Below are 22,918 nucleotides of genomic sequence, written 5' to 3'. Positions count from 1 at the left end.
CGTATGCCGAGCGCTTCACCACCCTGCTGCGGATCTCGTTCAACTGAGCACACAACACGTGTCGTCGGGACCGTCAGGCGTCGACCGGACGATCGCCGCGCTCGCGGACGGGCAGCCCACGCCGCGAGGTGATCGATGCGATCGCCGCCGCGCCGAGGACGAGCGCCGGGACTACGACGTAGACCCCGTCGCCGAGACCCAGGAGCAGGCCCCAGGCCAGCATCACCAGCGCGCACAGCGCCGTCGTGGCGCCGACGGCGCGGCCGGTCAGGTCGGCGGCGAGGGGCAGCAGGGCCGCGACCACCGGTACACCCAGCAGGTAGCCGGTGGCGGAGCCGTTGTCGGACACGGTGTCGGGCAGCAGGGCGACGACGATTCCCAGGGTCAACCCCAGGGCGACCAGCCGCAGTGACCGACCGAGGGCCTGCGGGGCGCCCCGCCGTTGGCTCAGGTAGAGCAGTGCCCCCACGATGACGAACAGCGCGAGCACTCCGCCGACAATGGCAGCGACATTCATGACGACTCCTCGGCCTTGATGATGTCGGCGACCCGGGCCTCGTGCACCTCGACCGGCCACCGCTTCCATTACTGGCGCCGGAAGGTGAGAGTGACACGCCTACCCGGCCATTGCTAATAGTGATCGATAAGCCTAGAACCAAGGTTGCCATAGCCAGGCTTTGTCGACAACTCGACAAAGTTCTCGTCAGGTGCTATCCGCCCATCCTAATTTCGTACTCGCTATCCGCACTCCGCCTGACGTCGACCTGGCACCCTCCCCGGTGCTCGCGACCTCCGTGGCGTCCGGGCAGACGCAAAATGCAGGGAGTTCACTGCATAGCGGACGGCAGGCGGGCGCACTGCTGGTGACATACTCCAGGCGTGGTACGGCGAATTGCTATTTAGGCTTCCGGGAGCCGCCTGCCCAGCACTCCGGAGACCATTGGCGGTGTTCTCGCCGGTGATAGGGGAGGAAAGTGCCAATCGGGTACGGACGTTGCTGTGAGGCTGCTGGATCGGGGGTCGGACTGGCACGCGGACGATGCTGATGTCAGCGAACTCCCGCTGCTCAGGCGGTCGGCCACCCCGTCGTCGGGGCCGACCCCGTGGGTGCTGCTACTGTTACCGGAATGTTCCTCCTTTGTGCGTAGACCGAAGACTGCCTTCGCCCTGGTGCGGATAGGCCTGCTGTCTTTGACCTGCCTTTGGCGCGTACGCGCGCCACGTTCGATGAGGAACGTCAAATGTCTTCCCTGTCAGGGAATCCTTCGTATTAACGGTGCTGCGTCAGCCATATGCGCCGGCCACTCTGGACCGCCATGGCCTGGGCACGGCTACGGCCGATCACGTCCACGGTGAAGAGAGCATTCGCCGGGGGAGCCGGGATCGCATCGACGACATGGTGGCCGTGGTGTCGGGTGCGGGCTGACGTCTGGCTTTCGGCAAGGAAAGCCACGCTACACACGACAGACCCGACACAACTGTTCCCTGGGGTATCGGCAAAGACTACTATTCCGTTTGCTGGGCTCCGGCGGGTGTTGACCGGCCGTCCGGCCTGGTCGTACGGCAGGCGCGGCGGAGACGAGGTGACTGATGGCCGCCGAGAAGGTGACCGACACCGAGCAACGTGGTTGGCGGCTGCTCCGGCACCTGATCCGTCAGGAACGCCGGCGGCTCCTGGCGGCGGTGCTGCTCGCCGTAGCGGCGGTGGCCTGTCAGCTCGTGCCCTATCTGATGGCCTACCGGGTCGCGGTCGAGCTGGTCACCGAGGTGGATCCGGATGGTGGTGCCCTGACCCGCTACGCGCTCGTCGCGTTGGTCGCCATCGCCGCGGGTACCACGCTGATGGGCGCAGCGTTGGCGATCAGTCACCTGTGCGCCTACTGGCTGCTCTACCGGCTGCGCAGGCGCATCGCCAACCGGCTCGCCGTGCTGCCGCTCGGCGAGGTGAGTCGGCGGGGGAGCGGCACGATCGGTAAGTTGGCGATGGAGGACGTGGAGCGGATCGAGGTCTTCGTCGCGCACATGCTCCCCGACGCAGTCGCCAGCCTGAGCGTGGTCGCGGCCACCACCGTGTGGCTCTTCGTCATCGACTGGCGTCTGGCGCTGGCCGCTGTCGCGGTCGTTCCACTGGCCCTGCTCGGTCTGCGGCACGCCACCCGGGGCTCCGGAACCTGGGTCGCGCAGTGGCACGGCGCGGGCATGGCGATGAACCAGGCCATCACCGAGTTCCTGCACGGCATCAAGACCGTCAAGGTGTTCAACCGGCAGTCCGACACGGTGGCCCGAGCCACGGGCGCAGTGCGCCGCTACGTCGCGGCGGAAACCCGCTGGGGCACTGCCTTCCTGCCGGGAGGCGCGGCGTACTTCACGGCGATGGCCGCGAACGTGGTCGTCGTTGTCCCGGTAGGGCTGTGGCTCTACCGGGACGGCGCGGTGGACCTGCCCACCCTGCTGCTCTTCCTGCTGCTGTCGCTCGGCTACACAGCCCCGCTGACCAAACTGACCGGGTACAGCTCCCAACTTCGGCAGGTCCGCTTCGGCGCGGACGAGATCGCCGCGCTGTTGGATGCCCCAGCCTTGCCGGATACCCACCAGCGGGTACCGCTCGGTCCGGCCGCGGTCGAGCTGACCGACGTGACGTTCGGCTATCAGCCGGACCGTACGGTGCTCCAGGGGGTTACGCTGCGTGCCGAGGCGGGCGAGGTCACCGCGATCGTCGGTCCGAGCGGTTCGGGCAAGACGACCATCGCGCGGCTGGTAGCCCGGTTCTTCGACGTCAGTGCCGGTACGGTCAAGGTAGCCGGCGTCGACGTTCGAGAGTTGGCGGTCGACCAGCTCATGGACACCGTCGCGGTGGTCTTTCAGGATCCGTTCCTGTTCCACGACACCATTCGGGCCAACCTGACGTTGGGCCAGCCCGATGTGGACGACGAGTTGGTGTACCGCGCGGCCCGCGCAGCCCGTTGCCACGATTTCATCCTCGCCCTGCCACAGGGATACGACACCATCGTCGGTGAGCGGGGCGCGACCCTCTCCGGTGGTGAACGGCAGCGCATCTCCATCGCCCGCGCCCTGCTCAAGGATGCACCGGTGGTGGTGCTGGACGAGGCGACCGCGTCCACCGATCCCGAGAACGAGGTGTTGATCCAGCAGGCGGTGGCCAGTCTCGCCGCCGGGCGTACCGTGCTGGTCATCGCTCACCGACTGACCACCGTCCGGAACGCCGGCCGGATCGTGGTGATGGCCGACGGGCAGGTGGTCGAAAGCGGACGCCACGAGGATCTGCTGCGTGCCGGTGGAACGTACGCCGGGCTGTGGGAGGACGCGACCACCAGCGCCCAGTGGAGCCTGGGCGCCACCGACACGCGGAGCGGAGCGAGCCGATGACGACCACGCCCTCGCCCTCGACCGCTCCCGTGGGGTCGCCGGCCACCCGCCCGGTGGCCGGGCGCACCGTCGCCCTGATTCGGCGGCTGTGGGAGCTCTCCGACCCACAGCTGCGTCGCCAGCAGCTCTGGGGGATCGCCGCCCGGATGGCAGCGGCTGTCTGCACCGCCGTGCCGGTGTGGCTGCTGGTGGTGGTTCTGCAGCGGCTGCGGGAGGCGAACCTGGGCGGGCCCGCGATCAGCCAGGGGGAAGTCCTCTGGTGGACCGTCGGCATCGTCGCCGCGGTGCTTGGTCAGTTCGGTTTCGACCTGGTCGCCCAGCGGCAGAGCTGGGTCGCCTCCTTCGAACTGCTCGGTGAGATGCGCCTGCGGGCGTTGCAGCACCTGCGGCGGCTGCCGCTCGGGTACCACACCAGCCGGCAGAGCGGTGACCTCACCGCACTCGTCACGCATCACCTCAGTGAACTGGAGCCGGTGGTGTTCGGCGCGATCCCCACCATCATCGGTGCGGCCCTGCTGCCGGTCGTGATCGCCGTGGGTCTGCTGTTGGTGGACTGGCAGATGGGGCTGGCCGCGTTGGGCACGGTTCCGCTGGCGATGCTGGTGTACGTGTGGTCGCAACGCACCTTCGCGCGGCTGGCGGCCGAGCGCGCCCGGGCCGGTGGCCAGGCCGCGGCGCGCTTCCAGGAGTACGTCTCCGGGATCGCCGTCGCCCGCTCCCACGGCGCCACCGGCGACCGGGCGGACCGCCTGGCCCGTGCCCTGCTACGACACCGTGACGCCAGCATCGGTCTGGTCAGCCGCCTGGTGGTTCCGCTGGTGCTCTTCCTGACGGTGATCGAGCTGGGCCTGCCGGTGGTCCTGCTGGTCGGCGCGTTCCTGCTGATCGGTGGTGACCTGGCGCCGGCCACCTTCCTCGTCTTCGCGGTACTGTCGCTGCGGGTCCATGGTCCGCTGCGGGCGATGGGCGAGCAGACCGAGAGCCTGCGGGTCGGTGAGGCGGCCCTCGACCGGCTTGGCGCGCTGCTCGCCGAACCCCTGCCCCCTGAGGTCCGGTCGGGCCTGCGGCCGCAGGGGCACGACGTGGCCTTCGAGTCGGTGAGCTACACCTACCCAGGTGCCACGCGGCCGGCGCTGCGAGACGTCACCTTCACCGCGCCAGCCGGTACGGTGACCGCGCTGGTCGGCAGCAGCGGAGCGGGTAAGAGCACCTGTCTGCACCTGCTGACCCGGTTCTTCGTACCCGATTCCGGCACCGTGCGGGTGGGCGGCGTGGACCTCCTCGAGTTGGACGACCGGAGCCTGTTCGACGCGGTGACGGTGGTGTTCCAGGACAGCTACCTGTTCAGCGAGTCGGTGTGGGACAACATTCGCTTCGGCCGGCCGGAAGCCACCGACGAGGAGGTGCGGCGGGCCGCCACGCGGGCCAGGGTGGACGAGATCGTGGCGCGACTGCCCGAGGGCGGTGACGCTGTGGTCGGGGAAGGGGGTGCCACCATTTCCGGCGGCGAGCGACAGCGTGTGTCGCTGGCGCGTGCGATTGTGAAGGACGCTCCGATCGTGCTGCTCGACGAGCCGACGGCGGCGATGGACGCCACCAACGAGCGGCATGTGCAGCAGGCGCTCTCCGACCTGATCCGGGACCGAACGGTGCTGGTCGTGGCGCACCGACTGGGTACCGTCCGGCACGCTGACCGGATCGTGGTGCTCGACGACGGGGCGGTTGTCGAGGCCGGCCGACACGACGAACTGCTGGCCCGGCAGGGCCGCTACGCGCGGATGTGGGCTGAGCAGGAGACTGCCCGGTCGTGGCAGCTGTGAGTCCGTCGGCATGTCCCGCGTGACCCTTCCCGGGTCGGTGAACCGCCCGATCGGGGCGGCGGTCTGCTCAGCTGGCGATCCACACGTTCTTCGGGCGGAGGAACTCCCGCACGCCGGCCTCGCCTCCGATCCGACCCCAGCCGCTCTGCCGAACGCCGCCGAAGGGCGCCGACGGTAGCACCCCGGGGACGCCGTTGACCCAGACGCTGCCGGCAGCGACGGCCCGGCTCACCCGGTGTGCGGTCCGTAGGTCGGTGGTGTGTAGGTACGCCCCGAGTCCGTAGCGGGTGCCATTGGCCAGCCGGAGGGCCTCCTCCTCGCTGTCGAAGGGGGTGAACGCCAGCACCGGCCCGAAGATCTCCTCCTGGGCGAGTTCGCTGGCTGGGTCGACATCGGCGAAGACTGTTGGTCCGATGAAGTAGCCGGCAGCGAGGTCACCCCCGATCCGTTCGCCGCCGGACACCAGGCGACCGTGCCGGGCTCCGCGGGCCCGCTCCACGACCCCGAGGATGCGTTGGCAGGCGCTGTCGCTCACCACCGGGCCCATCATGGTGCGTTCCTGGGCGGGGTCGCCGACCGGGACCCGGGCCAGCCGGGCGGTCACCGTGCGCAGCATCTCGTCGTAGACCGAGGAGTGGACGAGCACGCGCGTGCCGTTGGCGCAGCCCTGCCCGCTGAGCGCCACCACACCGCTCATCGCCAGTCGGGCCGCCATCCGGATGTCGGCGTCGCCGAAGACGACGTGTGCGGACTTGCCGCCGAGTTCCAGACCGACCGGGACCAGGTGTTCGGCCGCCGCTGCGAGAATCTTGCGTGCGGTGCTCCCGCCACCGGTGAAGTGCACCTTCCCGATTTCGGGGTGCCGGACGAGCGCCTCACCGCCGACCGCCGCGCCGGGCACGACATTCACCACACCGGGCGGGAACCCGGCCTCGAGCGCCAGTTCCCCGATCCGCAGCGCGGTGAACGGCGCGAGCTCCGCTGGCTTGAGCACGACGACGTTGCCGGCGGCGAGGACGGGCGCGAGCATCTGGGCCACGGAGACCAGCGGGCCGTTCCACGGGATGATCAATGCCACCACACCGTACGGCTCGTCAAGGGTGTAGTCGACGGCCCGTACGGGCCAGGTCGGCACCACCTGCCCGCCGATCTTGTCTGCCCAGCCGGCGTGGTAGCGCAGGTGTTCGATCGCGACACCGGGCATGGCGGAGGCGAACTGCCGGGGGCAACCGTTCTCCAGGGTCTGCAACCCGGCCAGATCCGCCGCGTCCCGCTCGACCAGGTCGGCCAGGCGCAGCAGAAGGTCCCGCCGGACATTGCCCCGGGTCGCGGCCCAGGCAGCCTGGACGGCCCGGGCGGTGCGGACCGCCGTGTCCATCTCGGCGGCGCCGCCCAGCGGTACCTCGGCGGTGGGGCGGCCGTCGCCGGCGTATACGTGTTGGTGTACGCCCCCGGTGGGGTCGGTCAACCGGGTCTCCCCGATGAGGAGGCTGGTGTCCGGGATCAGGTCGGTCGGGGCGGCGGTGACGGGCACGGCGGGACCTCTTCTGCTCGGTACGCCAGTGAGTGGCGTCAGGTCAGTTGAGCATGTTGGGTTGGATCCTAGTGTAGTTTGTTGTGTTAGCGAGCCCGCCCGGTCGGGTGGTGACGATTCGCCGGATCGATGACTGGAGGAGGTCGGTCGTGGCAGGACATCTGTCGTACTTCGAGTTCGGAACGCCGGACGTGGCGGTGGCCAGCGCGTTCTTCACCGAGTTGTTCGGGTGGAAGGTGCAGGCGCAGGAGCATGGTGGTTCGATCGACACCGGAAGCGCTGTGCCCGGTGGCATGCATCGCGACGCGGGCCCGCCGCAGCACTACCTCTACTTCGCCGTCGACGACATCGAGGCCGCCATGAAGCGGGTGGTGGAGTTGGGCGGTGAGGTGGAGCCGATGCGCCCCCCGACCGAACAGTGGGGTGCCTTCGTCGAGTGTCGGGACAACCAGGGTCTTCCCTTCGGGCTGCACCTACCCCCGAAAGCCACCTCCTGAACCGCGCGTGGGCCGCGTCCGGAGGCCGCCGGGCCCGGAATCCGCCGGGCCCGGAAGCCGCCGGGTGCGGCCCACGCAGTGTCGGTGCACTCCCGGACGTCGGCGGGGTCACTGCTCGTCGGTGAGGAACCGGCCCGGCACGTACCCGGTTCGTGCGGTGGAGAGACCACCGTCGACCGTGACCACCGAGCCGGTGACGTAGGAGCCGGCACGGCTGCACAGGTAGATGACCGTGCCGACGATGTCCTCCGGCCGACCGATGCGCTGCAACGGCGTGACCGCGGCGATCTCCTCGCCGATGGCCTCGAGCACACCAGCCATCATCCGGGAGGGAAAGCTGCCGGGGGCGATCACGTTCGCGGTCACCGTGGGAGCGAAATCGTGGGCCAACATCCGGGTGATGTGGTGGATGGCCGCCTTCGCCGCGGCGGCCGAGTAGGTCGGCATCTCGGGCACCCGCTGGGCGTCGGCGCTGCCGATGTTGACGATCCGGGCCGGGTCGTCGGCGGTGCCGGCTGCACGCAACAGCGGCGCCAGCTCGCGTACCAGGAACAATGGCGCCTTCAGGCCGATGTCCAGCACGCTGTCCCAGGCGGCGGCGGGGAACTGGTCGACCGGGGCGGTCCACGCGGTGCCCGCGTTGTTGACCAGGATGTGCAATCGCTCCTCACGCTCGGCGATCTCGCGGGCCAGCCGGGCACATTCCCGTTCCTCGGACAGGTCAGCCGGGATCGCCACGCACTCGCCACCGACGGCGGTGAGCTCCTGGGCGACGTCCGCACAGTCGGATTTGGTTCGGGCGGTGAGGTAGACCCGGACCCCAGCCGAGGCGAAACCCCGCGCGATCATTCTCCCGATCCCCTGGGTGCCGCCCGTGACGAGGGCGGTCTTTCCCGCTACCGAGAACAGCTCACTCATGACAACCTCCAGAGGCAAGATACTTCACACGGTACGATGTCGAACACGCTGCTGCCTACCCCGTCCCGGAGAGCGCGGTGCCGCGTGGATCGCGCCCGGCTTCCGCGCCGACGGCCAGTGCCCCGAGCGTGGCGTACGAGTCACGACCGGCCACGAAGTGCTGGGTAGCCGTGTGTAGGTCGCGTAGCCGTCGTTGCAGCGGCGAGGCCTCGTAGATGGCGGTGCCACCGGCCAGCTTGTGCGCGGTATCGACCACCTGGCCGGCCAGGCTGGTCACCTGGGCAGCGGTCGCCCGTAGGCGGGCCCGGTGGAGCGCTGTCGAGGTTCCCGCCGTGGCCTGCGCCTCGGCCGCCTCGGCGTACAGCAGGGCCCGGGCCGCGCGTAGCACGGTCTGCGCCTCACCGAGCCGGTCCTGAAAGACCGGTGCGGAGGCGAGCCGCCGGGGGCTCAGTGCCGGTCGTTTGCCACCGGCTGCCACCTGGACGAGATCTGCCAGTGCGCCGTCGGCCAACCCGACGGCGATCGAACCGATGATCAGGCTCGACTCGGCGATCCGGTGTACCGCCGCACCGCCCTGCCCACTCTCGGCGACGACGGCGCGGTGCGCGGGCACCCGGGCTTTCTCGACGGCTACGTCGTGGCTGGCGGTCCCACGTAGACCCAGCACCCGCCAGGTGTCCATCACTCGGACGTCCCGCGCGGGCACGTACAGGATGCGAGTGGCCGGTACGCCGTCCTCCCCGACCGGCACGCTTCGTCCGGTGACCACCACGCAGCTCAGGTAGAACCAGGACGCCCGTGGGCAACCGGTGACGAACGGCCACTGACCGGTGACCCGCCACCCGGTGTCGGTCTGGCGGGCTCGGCCCTTCGGCGCCACTGCCCCGGCGACCAGCGTGTCGGGGCCGCCGCCGAACACGTCCTCCACCGCCTCGGTCGGGCCACACCGGACGATCAGGTGCGACAGCGCCACCTGGCCGACGGTCCAGGCGGTGGCGGCGTCGGCCCGGGCCAGCTCCTCCAACACGGCCAGCACGTCCGGCAGGTCCAACTGGTCACCGCCGTGGCTGGCCGGTGCGAACATCCGGAAGCACCCTGCGTCGCGGAGGTCGTCGACGAGGTCGTCCGGCAACCCGCGTTGCTGCTCGATCTCCTCCGCCCGCTTCGTCACGTGGGTCGCCAGCTCGCGTACCCGTACCAGCGTTGGGTTCACGTCCTTCTCCTCAGTGTAGTGTGTCGGGTGTGCGGACCGTATCTCCCGCCGTCTGGTGCTGTCCATGTCGACTTCGACGGGTTAGCGTGTGACGAGACAGCACATGCCACACGCATCTCGCCCGGAGGATGCCGATGACCGCCCCCACCGACACCCAGGCCCGGGTCCTCGCGGTCCGGATGTGGAACTCCCTGCTGGCAACCCAGGAACTTCTGTCCATGTACCTCGGGGTTCGCCTGGGGCTCTACGACGACCTGGCGACCAGGGGCCCCGGCACAGCGAGTGAGATCGCCGTGCGAGCCGGAGTCGACCCGCGGTACGCCCGCGAGTGGCTGGAGCAGCAGGCGGTAGCCGGCGTGCTCACGGTCGACGACCCGAACCGCCCGGCCGCGCGGCGGGTTTTTACCCTGCCCGCCGCGCACGCCGAGGTGCTGACCGTGACGGACAACCCGGTGTCGATGGCGGCCCTGGCCGTGCTGCCGTTGGGCGGGGTCGCGGCGGCGCTGCCGGCGCTGCTGGCGGCGTATCGCAGCGGTGACGGCGTACCGGATGCGGTCTACGGTGTCGACTGGCGCCAGGGACACGCCGGCGCCAACCGGGCGATGTTCACCCACCAGCTGGCGGGCTGGCTGCGGCGCTTCGCCCCGGACGTGCACACCCGGCTCACCGCCGGGCCGGCGCGGGTGGCGGATGTCGCGTGTGGCGCCGGGTGGGCCGGCATCGGCCTGGCCCGTTCCTACCCGTCGATCACCGTCGACGGCTTTGACGTCGACCCTGAGGTGATCGCGGACGCCCGTGGGCACGTCGCCGACGCCGGGTTGACCGACCGGGTCTCCTTCGTCGCCCACGATGCGGCGACCCCGGATCTCGCCGGCCGTTACGACCTGGTCTGCCTCTTCGACGCCCTGCATGAGATCGCCCGGCCGGTGGAGGTGTTGGGCACCTGCCGGCGGCTGTGCGTGGAGGGCGGCACCGTGTTGGTGCTCGATGCCCGAGTGGCGGAGCGGTTCACCGCCCCAGCCGATGAAATCGAACGCTTTCAGTACGCTACCAGCGTGCTGCACTGCCTGCCGGCCTGCCTGAGCCAGCAGCCCTCCGCTGGTACCGGCACCGCACTCCGTCCCGACCAGATGCGGCGACTGGCGGCCGAGGCGGGCTTCGCCGCCGTCACCCAGATGCCAATCGATGACCGCTTCCACCGGCTCTACCGCCTGATCGGCTGACGGGGGACCGGTGCGCACCGGCAGTTCCCCCGGTGCGCACCGTCCACCGGCGGATGTCGGGATCGGGTCGACGGCAGCCGGGTGGCGGTCGCCTCGACGGAGCACGATGGGGCCGGCCAGCACCTTCGGGGCGGCCGGCCCCGCGACGGGTGGGGAGTCAGGACTCCGCTGCCCGCTCCCGGATCCGGTGCAGAACATGCTCCTGTACCGCGTGCAGGGTGGTGATCGACCGCGCGGTCTTCTCGTCGATCGGATCCAGGTCGAACTCGTCTTCCAGCGCGAAGGCCAGCTCCATCAGGGCCAGCGAGTGGAAGCCGAGATCCTGGACCAACGCCGTCTCCGTGCCGTCGAGACCTTCCGGGCTGGGTGCCAGGTCGAGCACGATGGCCTTGACCTTGGTACGGATGTGCTCGTCCGACATTGTCGGCCCTGCGAGCGTCGGGGTCTGCTCACTCATGGTCGCTTGTTCCTTCCGGATCGCCTGGCTGAGCGGGGCTGAAACACAGGTCAGGGGACAGGTGCGGGTTCGGCGAGGTGCGGCGAGAGCGGTGCCGGGGGTCGGCAGCCGTGCAGCACGGCGGCGAGCACCGGCACCGCGGCTTCGGTCCAGCCGGCGACCGCGGATTCGAGATCGCCGAACTCCTCCTCGAGTACCGCCAGGCCTCGTACTGGCACCACAGCCCCCAGTTCGACCAGGAGTGGTCGAAGCTGAGCGTCCGGGACGAAGCGGTGTTGTGCCCACCCGGCCGTCATGACCGGTACCGCGACCGTGCCCGGCCGCAGCCCTTCGCGGGGGAGCATGTCGAGGAAGAGTTTCAGCAGCCCGGTGTAGGAGCCCTTGAAGGTCGGGCTGACCACCACCAGTAGACCGGGGCTACGGACCCGGGTCAGCACCTGTTCCAGTGGGACATTCCCGGCAGTACCGGCGATCAGCCTGGACGGCAGGTCTGGTCCCAGCTCCGCCAGATCCACCAGGTGCGGGTCGGCGAGGTGGACGCCGAAGCCGGCGAGCCCGGTACGTAGGGCCCCGGTGAGGTGCCGGGCCACGGTGAGGGTGCGGGACTCCCGTCGGGGGTTGCCGACCAGCACGGTCGTCGGGACAGCCAGTGAATCGGTCGGTAGGACGGCACGTCGGGATGCAGGTTGTCGCAGATCGGTCACCGGTCTCCTTCCGGATCAGCCAGCAGCCCTCGGTGCCGCAGGATCGGCAGGACACCTTCACCGAAGGTGTACGCCTCCTCGAGGTGCGGCTGGCCGGAGAGGATCAGGTGATCCAGACCTGACGAGTGGTACTCCTCGATCCGGTCGGCCACGTCGGCATGGCTGCCGACCAGGGCCATCCCGGCACCCGGCCGGACCAGTCCGTAGCCGGCCCAGACGTTCGGGTACACCTCCAGGTCATCGGTCTGTCCCCGGTGCAGAGCGGCCATCCGGCGTTGCCCCTCGGATTCGGTCCTTCGGAATCGCTGCTGTGCGGCGGCGATGGTGTCCGGGTGCATCCGATCCACCAGGCGCCGGGCTACCTGCCACGCCTCGTCGGCGGTGTCGCGGCTGATCACGTGGAACCGGGATCCGTAGGACAGTTCGCGGCCCTGCATGTCGGCCCGGTCGCGAACCTTCTTGACCAGCGCTGCCAACGGCTCCGGTGGCTCGCCCCAGGCGAGGTAGACGTCGGCGTGGCGGGCGGCCACCTGGTGCGCGGCGGATGAGGAGCCGCCGAGGAACACCGTCGGCCGGACCGCGGGCTTTCGGGTGAGCCGGCCGGCGCGAATCCGGTAGTGGATCCCCTCGAAGTCGTACGGGTCACCCGTCCAGGCCCGGGACAGGACATCGAGGAACTCCTCGGCGCGGGTGTAGCGCGCGTCGTGGTCGAGCCAGTCGCCGTAGCGCAACTGCTCGTCCCGATCGCCCCCGGCCACGACGTTGAGCAGCAGCCGGCCGCCCGAGAGTCGTTGCAGGGTTGCGGCCATCTGCGCGGCGACGGTCGGGGCCAGGAATCCGGGACGGAGGGCGACCATGAATCTTAGTCGGCGGGTGCGGCCGGCCAGCGCCGTCGAGATCAGCCAGGGATCTTCGCAGAACAGCCCGGTCGGGACGAGGACGCTGTCGAAGCCGAACTGGTCGGCGGCGCTGGCTACCTGGCCGAGGTAGTCGATCTCCGGTGCACGCCGGACGGCCTGCACCGGGGTGCCGTCCGGGGTCTTCGCCACCTCACGTCCGTCCCCGTGGGACGGGAGAAACCAATGCAGGTGAAGTGACATGTGGACCTTCCTGTCACAGCATCGACCGGGTGAGCGGTGCCCCGCGGTACGGCCCGAGGAGTCGTCCGCCTCCTGCGCGTTTGCCAGGTAGGACTGGTCGAAGCCTCTCAGTAGCGGCATGCGGTGTCAAGAGTATGTGGTGTTAGTGCTGTGTCGCTTCTCGTTTTACCAAACGCCATCTGCGGACCGGTGGGTGACAGTTCGGGTCCGCCGCCGATCAGACCGGCCGGGCGGTGCCCAGCGGGGCGGTGGGCGCCGCGGTCAGGGTGGTGGCCAGATCGGCGTACCCGGAGAGGAAACTGTGCGCCTGGGCCGGGGTGTATGCGGCGGTGGGGTGGTAGAGGACGACCCGCAGATCCGCCGGTCCCACCGGGGCGATGGCCAACTCGAACCGGAACCGGCTGCCCAGGCCGCGAGGCACCAGCAGTTCGAAGCCGACACCCGCCGCGACCGTGCGGTGCTGCGCCTCGGCCATCACGTTGAACAGCACGTCGTCGGCGCGGCGCCCACCGGCGCGCACCGCGTCCGCCGGCAGCATCTGGTACGGCAGATCCTGGTAGGTGAAGGCGCCGATGGCTGCGGAGTGCGCCTGCCCGACGAGGTCGGCGAAGGTGGCTGCCTGTCCGACCCGGGCCCGCAGTAGCACCATGTTGGCCAGCAGACCTACGGTCTCCCGCAGTTCGGGGCGGGACCGGTTGGCGAACATCGACGCCACCGCGAGGTCGTCCTGGCCGGTGACCTGGTGCAGGTGGTGGTAGAAGACTGCCAGCAACACCGCGAAGAGCGTGGTGCGACGGGTTCGGGCCAGAGCTCGCAGCCGGGTGACGGTCTCGCGGTCGAGGTCGATCGCCACGTCCGCGGTGGCCGGCCGAGAGGTGCTGGCCGGCCGATCGTCATTGGTGGGGCGGTCGGCGTTGGTTGGGCGGTCGCCCGCCGCGGCGGGCAGCGCCGGTAGCTGACTGCCGGCCAGCTGCCGGCGCCAGTAGTCCCGGTGTCGTTGTAGCCCGTCGCCGTCGAGGAGTTCCTGCTGCCACTCGACGAACCGGGTGTACGGCCAGCCGGTGTCGGGCAGCGATGAACTCGCTCCGGTCGCCCGGGCGTACAGCGCGCCGAGGTCGCGGAAGAGAATCCCGGTGGACCAGGCGTCGGTCACCAGGTGGTGCAGGTTCAGGCAGAGCAGGTGGGTGCGGGCCCCGAGCCGCCACAGCGTCGCCCGGGCCGGCCACTCGGTGGGATCGATCGCGGTGCGCAGCTCGGCGCGTACCGCCTCGTCGACCGCATCCTCCGGGTCCGGATGGTCGGACAGGTAGATCCGCCGGGTCGGCACCGGGGCCGGTGGGTGAACGATCTGGGCCAGCCGGGCGCCGCGTCCGGTGAAGGTGGTCCGCAGCGATTCGTGCCGGGCGGCGAGCCGGGTCAACGCGGCGTCCAGCGCGTCAGCGTCCAGGTCACCGGTCAGTCGGCACAGTAGCGGACAGCTCAACGCACCGAAGTCGGCGCGGTAGTGTTTGATCATCCAGAGTAGACGCTGGGACACCGATGCTGGCGTTTGTCGTGTGTTCACGAAAGCGACGATAGCGTCAGTGGATTGGCATCAGCCGGCCCGATCGGTACGTTGTGTCGTATGAGCTTTGTTGTGCCGACCCAGGTCGACACCACACTCAACTGGGACTACGAAGCCACGGATCCTCGGCTGATGGCCCTCTACGAGCGGGCCAAGTCGGCCCAGTGGAAGGTGTCCGACGTCGACTGGACGGTGGACGTGCCGTTCGGTGAACCGCTGCCTGACGACTCCGCGTTCGCGATGGCCGCGTTCGCGGACTCGCCGCTCGCGGCACGCGGCCGGCCCGCCTGGGACGACTTCCGCTGGGAGTTCCAGTCCTGGATGGTCAGCCAGTTCCTCCACGGTGAGCAGGCGGCCTTGGTGGTCGCCGCCCGCCTGGTGGCGGCGGTACCCGACCTCGACAGCAAGTTCTGCGCGGCCACCCAGGTCGTGGACGAGGCACGTCACGTGGAGGTCTTCGCGCGGTATCTGCGAGAGAAGATTCCCGAGCCGTACGAGGTATCGCCGCCGTTGCGGGAGTTGCTCACCGACATTCTCTCGGACCCGCGGTGGGACGTGACCGCACTCGGCATGCAGATCATGGTCGAGGCGATCGCGATGGCCTCGTTCCGACTGTCCAACAGCAGCTTCCACGATCCGCTGATCAAGAACCTGACCCGACTGGTCGCCCGGGACGAGGCTCGGCACGTCACCTTCGGCGTGCTCTCACTGCGCGGCCTCTACGACCAGTTGACCACGGCGGAGCGGGCCGAACGGGAGGAGCTGGTCCTCGACGCGGCATCGCTGATCCGCCAGCGCTTTCTGCTCGGCGACATCTGGCAACGCTTGGAGGTCGACCGGGCCGAGGGAGTCTCGTTCGCCGCCTCACACGACCTCATGATCATGTATCGGCAGGCGGTGTTCTCGCGGGTCGCGGCCGCGCTCGGCCAGATCGGACTGATGACCCACCGGGTCCGCGTGGGCCTGGACAAGCTGGGGCTGCTGCGGTTCGCCGGTGAGCGGCTACGCGTACGAGAGGGGCGTTGAGATGGCCGGACGGCCGCGGCTCGACCTGGACGCCGTGGTCCGCCTCGGCGAACTCGGTGACCAGATCACCCCGTTCGCCCTGCGGGCCGCCTGTGACCTCCGCGTCGCCGACCTGCTCGCGGACGGTCCACGGACGGTGACCGATCTGGCGGAGGCCGCCGGGGCTGATCGGGGCGCCCTGCTGCGGCTGCTGCGGGCACTAGCGGCCCGGGGGGTCTTCGCCGAGGTGGGCGAGGCGGAGTTTGCTCTCACTCCGTTGGCCGAGCCGCTCCGCGGGGATCACCCGATGTCGCTGCGGGACAGCTTCACGGTGCTCGACTCTGACGTGCGCTCCTGGGCCCAGATAGGACACACCCTCCGGACCGGCAGGCCGGCCTTCGACCGGGTGCACGGCCGAAGCTACTGGGACCATCTGGCGGCGAACCCAGCAGAGAGTGCCCGAGTCGACGACTGGATGCGGAGCATCAACCGGCTGCACCTGCGGACGCTGCTCGGCGCCTACCCGTGGCGGCGCTTCGGCACGCTGGTCGACGTCGGCGGTGGCACCGGCGGCTTCCTGGCGGGGCTGCTGGCCCGGTTCCCGGCGGTCCGCGGCGTGCTGTTCGACCTTCCGCACGTTGTGGCAGGTGCCCCGGCGGTGCTCACGGGTGCCGGGGTCGCCGATCGCTGCGACGTGGTGTCCGGCAGCGCCTTCGACGCGGTACCGGCCGGCCGCGACGGGTACCTACTCAAGACGGTGCTGCCCGGATTCGACGACGACGACGCGGTCCGGATCCTCGGCGTCATCCGCGCCGCGATGCGACCCGACTCCCGGTTGGTGCTCTTGGAAGCGGTGCTGCCGCCCGGGAATACCTTCGACGTGGCGAAGCTGTTCGACGTCCACGCGATGGTGCTCACCGGCGGGGCGCACCGCAGCAGTGCGCAGACCGGCGCGCTGCTGGAGCGGGTCGGGCTACGGCTGGGTCAGGTCATCGCGACACCCACGCTGACTGTGCTGGAGGCGCTGCCGGCCACCGAATGAGGCCGTCGGTAGCGCGCGCCGGGGGCCGACGAGGGGTGGCTCACCCGTCGCCGATTCGCAGCGGCACCGAGGCGTACGCCCGGAAGGGCGTGTTCGGCTCCCGGACCGTGGGGCCGTCGGGCTCCAGCACCGCGAGTCGGGCCAGCCGGTCGAAGACCACCGCACCCTCCATCCGGGCCAGGAAGGCGCCAAGGCACAGATGGGCACCGCCACCGAAGGCAACGTGCGGGTTGTCCTGCCGGCCCACGTCGAGGCGGTCAGGCCGGGCGAACCGTCGCTCGTCATGATTGGCCGAGCCGATCATCAGCACCAGGACCCGGCCTCTGCGGATGGTCCGGCCTCCGATCTCGATCGGTTCGCGGACGTAGCGAGCGGTGCCCTGGATCGGCGCGTCCCAGCGGAGGAATTCGTCGACGGCGGTCGTCACCAGCGAGGGGTCAGCACGCAGCCGGGCGAGCTGGTCGGGGTGGGCCAGCAGCGCCGCGGTTCCGGTGGTGATCATATGTACGGTCGTCTCGAAGCCGGCGAAGAACGAGAAGACGGTGTTGTCCACGATCTCGTCGGCGCTGAGATTGTCCCCTGACTCCTCGGCGTCCAGCAGTCGGGAGAGCAGGTCGTCGCCCGGGCGTGACCGGCGTTGTTCCAGGAGGGCACCGAGGTGTTCACGCAGCCAGCTGACGGCCTCGTCGGCTTCGATCCGGGCTTGTTCTGGGACGACCGCGGTGAACGCCCGGCCAATGTTCGTCGCGTGGTGGCGCACGTCCTCGGCGGACTCCGGTGGGATCCCCATCAGCCGGCAGATAACCCGTACCGGTAGCGGATAGGCCAGCTCGGGAACCAGGTCCATCCGACCGGCCGCCAGGGTCGGTGCGAGTAGTTCGTCGACCAGATCCTCGATGTGGGAGCGCAACCGCCGGACCACCGCAGGGGTGAACGCTCCGCTCAGCAGCCGGCGTAGCCGGATGTGGTCCGGCGGATCGCGGTAGAGCATGACCCGCTGGAAGAATGCGCTCGCCGGGCCGTCGCCGACGGAGATTTCGTGGTAGCCCGACGGGAACTCGCTGCCGAGGCGGGGGTCGTGTTGCAGGCTGGTGACGTCGGCGAATCGGGTGACCCCCCAACTGCCCGGTCCGAGCCGGCACAGCGGACCGGCGGCACGCAGGCGGGCGTACTCCGGGTAGGGGTCCTCGACGACGTTCGGGTCCAAGGCGTCGAAGCGTGGTGCCAGGGCCGATGTGGTCATGGTGTCTAGTGTGTGTTGTGTCTACTGTTCTGGGCAAGCCCGACGGCCCGTGACACTACACCAGGGTGGACGCCGGGACACTGACGGTGTGACGCCAACGCCGGCACGCGTGCCGGGCACCTGGCCGAGCCCAGGTGCCCGGGTCTCGAATCCAGTTATGATCAACGGGATTGGCCGTGGCTCCGGCCCGGCGAACCGGCATTTGTCGCTTCGGTCGAAATCTAGTCTCTCTCGTTGTGGAACCGAATCTGCGCCCAGATTCGGTTACCATGTGTCTCGGCAGTGGTGACAATGAGTTTGTCAGGCAGTGGTCTGTGGCTTCGGGACTCCCGCTGTTTCCTCTGGTTCGGCCCAGTTCGACGCAAGAGGGAGGGGTGGCGATAACGTTGTCTTTGGTTTGCGGGCCGGTTAACCGTGGGTCCGGGTGGCTACGTGGCGCAGTGGTTGGCCGGGTACGAATGACTGCTTTCAATTGGTCCGGTCGTGGCCGGATCGTCGCGCAGGGCCCGGTCGCGACCGACGACGACCGGGGGTTGCGGGTGCTGGCCCGCATGGCCTGGTGGCGGGCAACCACGCCCCGTCGTTCGACAGCCACGCCCCGATGTCACCGGGGCCATGCCGCTGGCCGGCCGGGGTCAACCTCGGTGTCGTCCGGCCAGCGAAACAGAGCAGTCGCCGACGATGCGGTCGTCCGCAACGACCAGGTGTATCCGGCGGCGACGGGCCACCGGCCGCAGGTGCGTCCGCAACATGCGTCCGATCTGCTCGGACGCCATCAGTCGCCCGGTGTGGTGCCGTTCCAGTATTGTCCGTTCGGCGCCGTACCGCACGACCACGGCGGCCCCGCCCTCGGTCGCCGTCGCGGCTACTTGGACCAGGGAGGCGAAGCCGTCCTCGTCGACCGTGGTCACCTCGGTCAGGTCGAGCTCGACCCGCTCCAGCCGTGGTTCGACGTGGCCGAGCATGTAGTCCGCGACCCGGGTTACGTAGCCAGCGGTTCTTAGGGTGCAGCTACCGCTGACCGAAATCGCGACGTCGGTGGTGCCTACTCTTCGGGCCTTGACCATCGGCAACATAATTCCCCCTCCTGTTGGTGCTCAACCCTAGAGCGGACGAACACGGTGTGGGAATATCCGATCGGCTCAATCTATTGAGTATTCACGTTGGATCTGATCGATGCCGCGGGGTGATCTTGAAAGGAATGGCACGACACGGGCGGAGCGGGTTCGTACCTTGGTAATTTCGAGATCGAAACCGGAAGAGGTGGGGGTAGCAACGTGTCATCTCAGACATGACGGCGGGCCGCCACATGTGGAGCCACACCTACCGGGTGTCGGGTGTCGGGTGCGGTACCGTCGCGATGGCCGGACCCTCTTCCGCGTTCGGCACGGTGAACCACCTGAAGCGACACTCCGCAGGTTCGAGTGCTCGCCTGGTGCACTTCCAGTGATTGGTCGCCGGCCCGGAAGCCGGTCTAGTCCGCCGTGTCGCCGTGTCGCGCGTCGAAGGCGGTCACCAGTCGTCGAGGCGCGCGCAGCCGCCACGCCTCGGTGAGTAGTTCGCCGAGTTGGACCGGGTCGACCCGGTCCAATCGCGCGCTCGTCCAGCCCTGCCGCCCCCAGTGGTTGTCGGGCGCGGAGAAGGTCGCCGGGTCCTCGGCCAGCAGCTCTGCCTGATCCTGCGGGCTCAGCCGCAGCATGACCGTGCCGGCCCCGGCGGGGAAGGACGCGAAGATCTTGTTGCGTACCCGTAGGTCGGCGTTGTCGAAGTGGGCGCTTGCGTGCGCCTCCGGGAGGGTCAGGGCTCGCTGCCGTACGTCGTCTTCGCTAATCATTGTCTTCCTCGGGTCGCCGGGGTGACAGTTCGCTTCGGTTCACTGGTCCCTCAGGCGACCAGGGCATCACGCAACTCGGCCAGGGGAACGTCGGTGGTCGCGACGGTGGCCCGGATCAACGCGACATAGCTCCGGACGAAGGCGTCCGCCCATCCCGGGTCGAACTCCGCCCGGGAGCAGAGCAGCAACACCGAGAGCACGTCACCCTGCGGTACGACGACGAACTCCAGTGCGAAGCGCCGCCGCTCCAGCTGGGCCGCCATGTCGTCAAGCTCCTCGCCGGCCATGTCGGCCCGGGGCAGCAGACTTCCCAGCAGCTGGAACAGCACGTCGTCGGTACGGCCGGTCCCGCCGACGACGGTGTCCGGGGGAAGGAGTTGGTGCGGCAGATCCTGATGGCGCATAGCTTCCATCACGGTGGTGCGGGTCTGGGCGATCAGCTGTCCGAGGGTGGTGTCTGCGCCGAGTCGCTCGCGCAGCAGCACCATGCTGGCGAAGAAGCCCACCGTCTCGCGGACCTCGGGCCGGCTCCGGTTCGCGAACAGCGAGGCGACGGTGAGGTCGGACGCTCCGGTCTCCTGGTGCAGCAGGGCGTAGAACACCGCCAGGGTGACCGGGAACAGCGTGGTGCGTTGCCGGCGTGCGAGCTGTCGGAGACCAGCCGTGGTGTCCGCGTCGACATAGTGCTCGATGGAAATCCATGGTGGTTCACCCTCGGGCACCGGTCGCCACCGTCGGGCTGGCAGCTCCACCAGCCGGGCGCCGGTGAGCTTTTCCTGCCAGTATCCGGTGAGCCGGTCCAGGTTCTCTCCGGAGAGCTGCTCGTGTTGCCAGTTGGCCCACTGCGCGTACTGCCACTGCGGGTCGGGCAGGTCGATCACCTCGCCGACCTCGCGTGCGTACAGGGCCCGTAGGTCTCGTGCGAGTAGCGCGTTGGAATAGTCGTCCGAGCAGTAGTGATGCAGGGTTAGCAGCGCCAGGTGATGCTCGGGTGTAATCCGCAGCACGAGCGGGCGCAGCGGCCACACCGACGCCTCGACCGGGGCGGCGACCTCGGCGGCGATCACCCGCTTCGCGGCCGCCGCGGCGTCCGGTTCGCCGGAGACATCGGTCAGCGGCACCACCAGTGACCGTGGCTCGTGGACGAGCTGGCGCAGCCGACGCCCCCGCGGGTAGGTGGTCCGCAGCGCCTCGTGTCGCGCCGACAGCGCGACGACCGCACGGGTCATGGCGTCGTGGTCGTACGGGCCGTGTAGGTGCCACAGGACTTGCTCGTTGAGAGCGCTCTCCTGACCCCGATAGTGATCCATGAGAGCCAGGAGGCGTTGACCGACGGAAGCGGGTTCCTCGCGCACAGGGCGAGCCTATAGCGGGACCCGACGGGTGTCGACATTCTCCCTCGAGCGTGTTGCGTGTGACCGTATGTTGGGTCTTGCTGTTCGGGTGTGACTCGCGGATAGTCTTCTCATGCGAGCCAACACCGCGCGCCCCCATCTGTCCGCGGCGTTCCTGGCGACCGAGGACGACCCGTATCCGGCCTACGCCGAACTGCGTGCGCGCGGGCCCCTGACCCGTGCGGAGCTCGGCCAGTGGCTGGTCACCGGCCACGGTGCGGTGTCGGCCCTGCTGCGTGACGGTCGGCTGGAGAGCCGGATGCCGGCGGAGTACACCCGGCTGACCCTGGGCGACAGCCCGGGCGTCGACTTTCTCGACCGGATCGTGCTCACCCGGACCCCGCCGGAGCACACCCGGCTCCGCCGGTTTATCGGTCGGGCCCTGGGCACACCGGTGGTGCGTCGGCTACACGACCGTATCGCCGCTGCGACTGATGCGTTGCTTGAGCCCGCCCTCGACCGGGGACGGCTCGATGTGGTGACCGAGTTGGCGGTGCCATTGCCGGTCGGTGTGGTGTGTGACCTGATCGGCATCCCGACCGGCGACCGTCCCGCGGTGCTGACCCGGGTCACCGCCCTGGCAAAGGTGTTCGACGCGGCCAACCTCAGCCCGGCGGATCTGGCCGACATCAACACCGCGCTGCCCTGGCTACACGACTACTTCGGGGATCTGCTCGCCATCCGCCGTGCCAGCCCGGGCGGCCCTACCCTGGCCGAGATGTACTGGGAGGAGTCCGCGTCGGACCGGCCGGCGGTGGCCGACTTCGTGGACAACATGCTCTTTCTGTTCCACGCCGGCTTCGAGACCACCATGGGCTTGGTGTCCAACGGTGTCGCCGCCCTGCTCAACCACCCGGAGCAACTTGGTCGGCTGCGGGCCGACCCCGCGCTGGTGCCCTCGGCCGTGGAGGAGTTTCTGCGGTACGACGCGCCGATCCAGAACGTCATCCGGGTGGCTCGCAAGCCGGTCGAGGTGGCGGGGCAGAAGATCCGCGCCGGCCGGCCGGTGCTGCTGCTGCTCGGTGCTGCCAACCGGGACGAGGAGGTCTTCGCCGACGCGGAGCGGCTGGACGTCGGTCGCGATCCCAACCCGCACCTCGGGTTCGGCGGCGGGCTGCACCACTGCGTCGGCACCGCCCTGGCTCGGCTGATGGCGGTGGTCGTCTTCGAGCGTCTGGTCGGCCGGGTCGCCGTGCTCGGGCCCGCCGCGCCGGCGGTTCGGCGCCGGCACGCCAGCCTCCGGTCGTACGACCAGCTGCCTCTCGCGGTGGCGGCACGCTGATGCCGCATTCACCGGGATCGTGCGGCATCCCGGCTAGGATGTGGTGTCGCTTGTTGTATGTGGCCGGCGGGAGCCAGTCTGAGACGGTGCGCCGCCAGGGGTATCGGCCGGACGGCCCGAAGACCTGACAGCGGTGATTTGTTTCTTGCGTCGTGTCGGAGCGGCCACGACGGACGCATAGAGTAGTTTCGTCCTGCGTCAATCCGTAGTACCGAGTCCGAGGAGAGTCCCATGGCCGATGCCTCCGTCGCGCCCACCGTCGCCCCGTACCTCGCCTACGAAAACCCGGCGGAGGCCATCGAGTGGCTGACCGGCACGTTCGGTTTCACCAAGCTGGCCGTCTTCGACGACGGTCAGGGCAACGTCTACCACGCTGAGCTCCAGGTCGGCGAGCACAGTCTGGTTATGATCAATGGCGCCAACTCGACCCTGCGTATCGGCGAGCCGTTGGCGCTCGGCGCCGCGTCGGCTGGCACCTTCGTCCGTCGGGAGACCGACACGGAGGTGAACGAACTTCATCGTAAGGCGGTGGCCGCCGGCGCGGAGATCCTGCTCGAACCGGAGGCGAAGCCGCACGACTCGTACGAGTTCACCTGCCGTGACCCGCAGGGGCACGTGTGGACCTTCGCGACCTACCGGACCAGCCTCGGCTGACGTCCACTCGTCCCGACTGCGGTCTCGGTCCCACCAGAGCGGGACCG

At 69.4% G+C, this 22,918-nt stretch carries 20 protein-coding genes; 8 read left to right on the top strand and 12 right to left on the bottom strand.

What is annotated here, in order from left to right:
• Positions 1-73: 73 nt before the first annotated feature.
• Positions 74-517, bottom strand: coding sequence for a hypothetical protein (locus tag H0524_RS17990; protein WP_180199701.1), 444 nt, complete (start codon positions 515-517; stop codon positions 74-76).
• A gap of 1,073 nt (positions 518-1,590) precedes the next feature.
• Here H0524_RS17990 and H0524_RS17985 point away from each other — a divergent pair.
• A complete protein-coding gene (locus tag H0524_RS17985; RefSeq protein ID WP_180199700.1) occupies positions 1,591-3,387 on the top strand; it encodes an ABC transporter ATP-binding protein in 1,797 nt (598 codons plus the stop codon).
• The gene (locus H0524_RS17980) at positions 3,384-5,207 is read left to right on the top strand and encodes an ABC transporter ATP-binding protein (RefSeq protein ID WP_180199699.1); all 1,824 of its coding nucleotides are present in this window, start codon (positions 3,384-3,386) and stop codon (positions 5,205-5,207) included. Before H0524_RS17985 ends, H0524_RS17980 begins: the two co-directional genes overlap by 4 nt.
• A 67-nt stretch (positions 5,208-5,274) precedes the next feature.
• Here the strand turns inward: H0524_RS17980 and H0524_RS17975 are convergent, their stop codons facing one another.
• Positions 5,275-6,741 (bottom strand): aldehyde dehydrogenase family protein, encoded by a 1,467-nt coding sequence (locus H0524_RS17975; protein WP_180199698.1) that lies wholly within the window; start codon positions 6,739-6,741, stop codon positions 5,275-5,277.
• Positions 6,742-6,890: 149 nt separating this feature from the next.
• On the opposite strand from H0524_RS17975, the gene H0524_RS17970 reads away from it, so the two are divergent.
• Positions 6,891-7,238 carry a VOC family protein gene (locus H0524_RS17970; RefSeq protein ID WP_180199697.1) on the top strand — a complete coding sequence of 116 codons (348 nt, stop codon included), beginning with the start codon at positions 6,891-6,893 and terminating at the stop codon, positions 7,236-7,238.
• Between the two features lie 108 nt (positions 7,239-7,346).
• Here the strand turns inward: H0524_RS17970 and H0524_RS17965 are convergent, their stop codons facing one another.
• A complete protein-coding gene (locus tag H0524_RS17965) occupies positions 7,347-8,156 on the bottom strand; it encodes an SDR family oxidoreductase (protein ID WP_180199696.1) in 810 nt (269 codons plus the stop codon).
• Between the two features lie 55 nt (positions 8,157-8,211).
• Positions 8,212-9,435, bottom strand: coding sequence for an acyl-CoA dehydrogenase family protein (locus H0524_RS17960; protein ID WP_180199695.1), 1,224 nt, complete (start codon positions 9,433-9,435; stop codon positions 8,212-8,214).
• A 68-nt stretch (positions 9,436-9,503) separates the two neighbouring features.
• Between H0524_RS17960 and H0524_RS17955 the strand changes: the two genes are divergently transcribed.
• Positions 9,504-10,592 (top strand): trans-aconitate 2-methyltransferase, encoded by a 1,089-nt coding sequence (locus tag H0524_RS17955; protein ID WP_180199694.1) that lies wholly within the window; start codon positions 9,504-9,506, stop codon positions 10,590-10,592.
• A 157-nt stretch (positions 10,593-10,749) separates the two neighbouring features.
• Here H0524_RS17955 and H0524_RS17950 read toward each other — a convergent pair whose 3' ends face one another.
• The 4 genes from H0524_RS17950 to H0524_RS17935 form a co-directional block, all read right to left on the bottom strand.
• On the bottom strand, positions 10,750-11,049 hold the full coding sequence (locus H0524_RS17950; protein ID WP_180199693.1) for an acyl carrier protein: 300 nt from the start codon (positions 11,047-11,049) through the stop codon (positions 10,750-10,752).
• Between the two features lie 50 nt (positions 11,050-11,099).
• Positions 11,100-11,753 carry an NADPH-dependent FMN reductase gene (locus tag H0524_RS17945; protein WP_180199692.1) on the bottom strand — a complete coding sequence of 218 codons (654 nt, stop codon included), beginning with the start codon at positions 11,751-11,753 and terminating at the stop codon, positions 11,100-11,102.
• Positions 11,750-12,853 (bottom strand): LLM class flavin-dependent oxidoreductase, encoded by a 1,104-nt coding sequence (locus tag H0524_RS17940; RefSeq protein ID WP_018728119.1) that lies wholly within the window; start codon positions 12,851-12,853, stop codon positions 11,750-11,752. Before H0524_RS17940 ends, H0524_RS17945 begins: the two co-directional genes overlap by 4 nt.
• 217 nt (positions 12,854-13,070) lie before the next feature.
• Positions 13,071-14,417: a condensation domain-containing protein gene (locus H0524_RS17935; protein WP_309225148.1), complete on the bottom strand. Its 1,347-nt coding sequence runs from the start codon at positions 14,415-14,417 to the stop codon at positions 13,071-13,073.
• Between the two features lie 60 nt (positions 14,418-14,477).
• On the opposite strand from H0524_RS17935, the gene H0524_RS17930 reads away from it, so the two are divergent.
• Together H0524_RS17930 and H0524_RS17925 are read left to right on the top strand one after the other, a co-directional pair.
• A complete protein-coding gene (locus H0524_RS17930; RefSeq protein ID WP_180199691.1) occupies positions 14,478-15,443 on the top strand; it encodes a ferritin-like domain-containing protein in 966 nt (321 codons plus the stop codon).
• Position 15,444: 1 nt separating this feature from the next.
• Positions 15,445-16,464: a methyltransferase gene (locus H0524_RS17925; RefSeq protein WP_180199690.1), complete on the top strand. Its 1,020-nt coding sequence runs from the start codon at positions 15,445-15,447 to the stop codon at positions 16,462-16,464.
• 40 nt (positions 16,465-16,504) lie between these two features.
• Here the strand turns inward: H0524_RS17925 and H0524_RS17920 are convergent, their stop codons facing one another.
• The 4 genes from H0524_RS17920 to H0524_RS17905 all read right to left on the bottom strand — a co-directional run bounded on the left by H0524_RS17920 (position 16,505) and on the right by H0524_RS17905 (position 20,851).
• Positions 16,505-17,707 carry a cytochrome P450 gene (locus tag H0524_RS17920; RefSeq protein WP_180199689.1) on the bottom strand — a complete coding sequence of 401 codons (1,203 nt, stop codon included), beginning with the start codon at positions 17,705-17,707 and terminating at the stop codon, positions 16,505-16,507.
• 635 nt (positions 17,708-18,342) lie between these two features.
• Positions 18,343-18,783, bottom strand: a complete 441-nt coding sequence (locus tag H0524_RS17915; RefSeq protein ID WP_180199688.1) for a hypothetical protein — start codon at positions 18,781-18,783, stop codon at positions 18,343-18,345.
• A gap of 398 nt (positions 18,784-19,181) precedes the next feature.
• Positions 19,182-19,541 carry an MmcQ/YjbR family DNA-binding protein gene (locus tag H0524_RS17910; RefSeq protein WP_018728126.1) on the bottom strand — a complete coding sequence of 120 codons (360 nt, stop codon included), beginning with the start codon at positions 19,539-19,541 and terminating at the stop codon, positions 19,182-19,184.
• 50 nt (positions 19,542-19,591) lie between these two features.
• The gene (locus tag H0524_RS17905) at positions 19,592-20,851 is read right to left on the bottom strand and encodes a condensation domain-containing protein (protein ID WP_180199707.1); all 1,260 of its coding nucleotides are present in this window, start codon (positions 20,849-20,851) and stop codon (positions 19,592-19,594) included.
• A gap of 157 nt (positions 20,852-21,008) precedes the next feature.
• On the opposite strand from H0524_RS17905, the gene H0524_RS17900 reads away from it, so the two are divergent.
• Both H0524_RS17900 and H0524_RS17895 read left to right on the top strand, forming a co-directional pair.
• Complete coding sequence (locus H0524_RS17900) at positions 21,009-22,217, top strand: cytochrome P450 (RefSeq protein ID WP_180199687.1); 1,209 nt, start codon at positions 21,009-21,011, stop codon at positions 22,215-22,217.
• Between the two features lie 231 nt (positions 22,218-22,448).
• A complete protein-coding gene (locus H0524_RS17895; protein WP_018728129.1) occupies positions 22,449-22,871 on the top strand; it encodes a VOC family protein in 423 nt (140 codons plus the stop codon).
• Positions 22,872-22,918 lie beyond the last annotated feature (47 nt).

This window comes from Salinispora sp. H7-4, assembly GCF_013416675.1.
GTDB lineage: Bacteria > Actinomycetota > Actinomycetes > Mycobacteriales > Micromonosporaceae > Micromonospora > Micromonospora vitiensis.
This window is presented reverse-complemented; position numbering and strand designations above follow the sequence as displayed.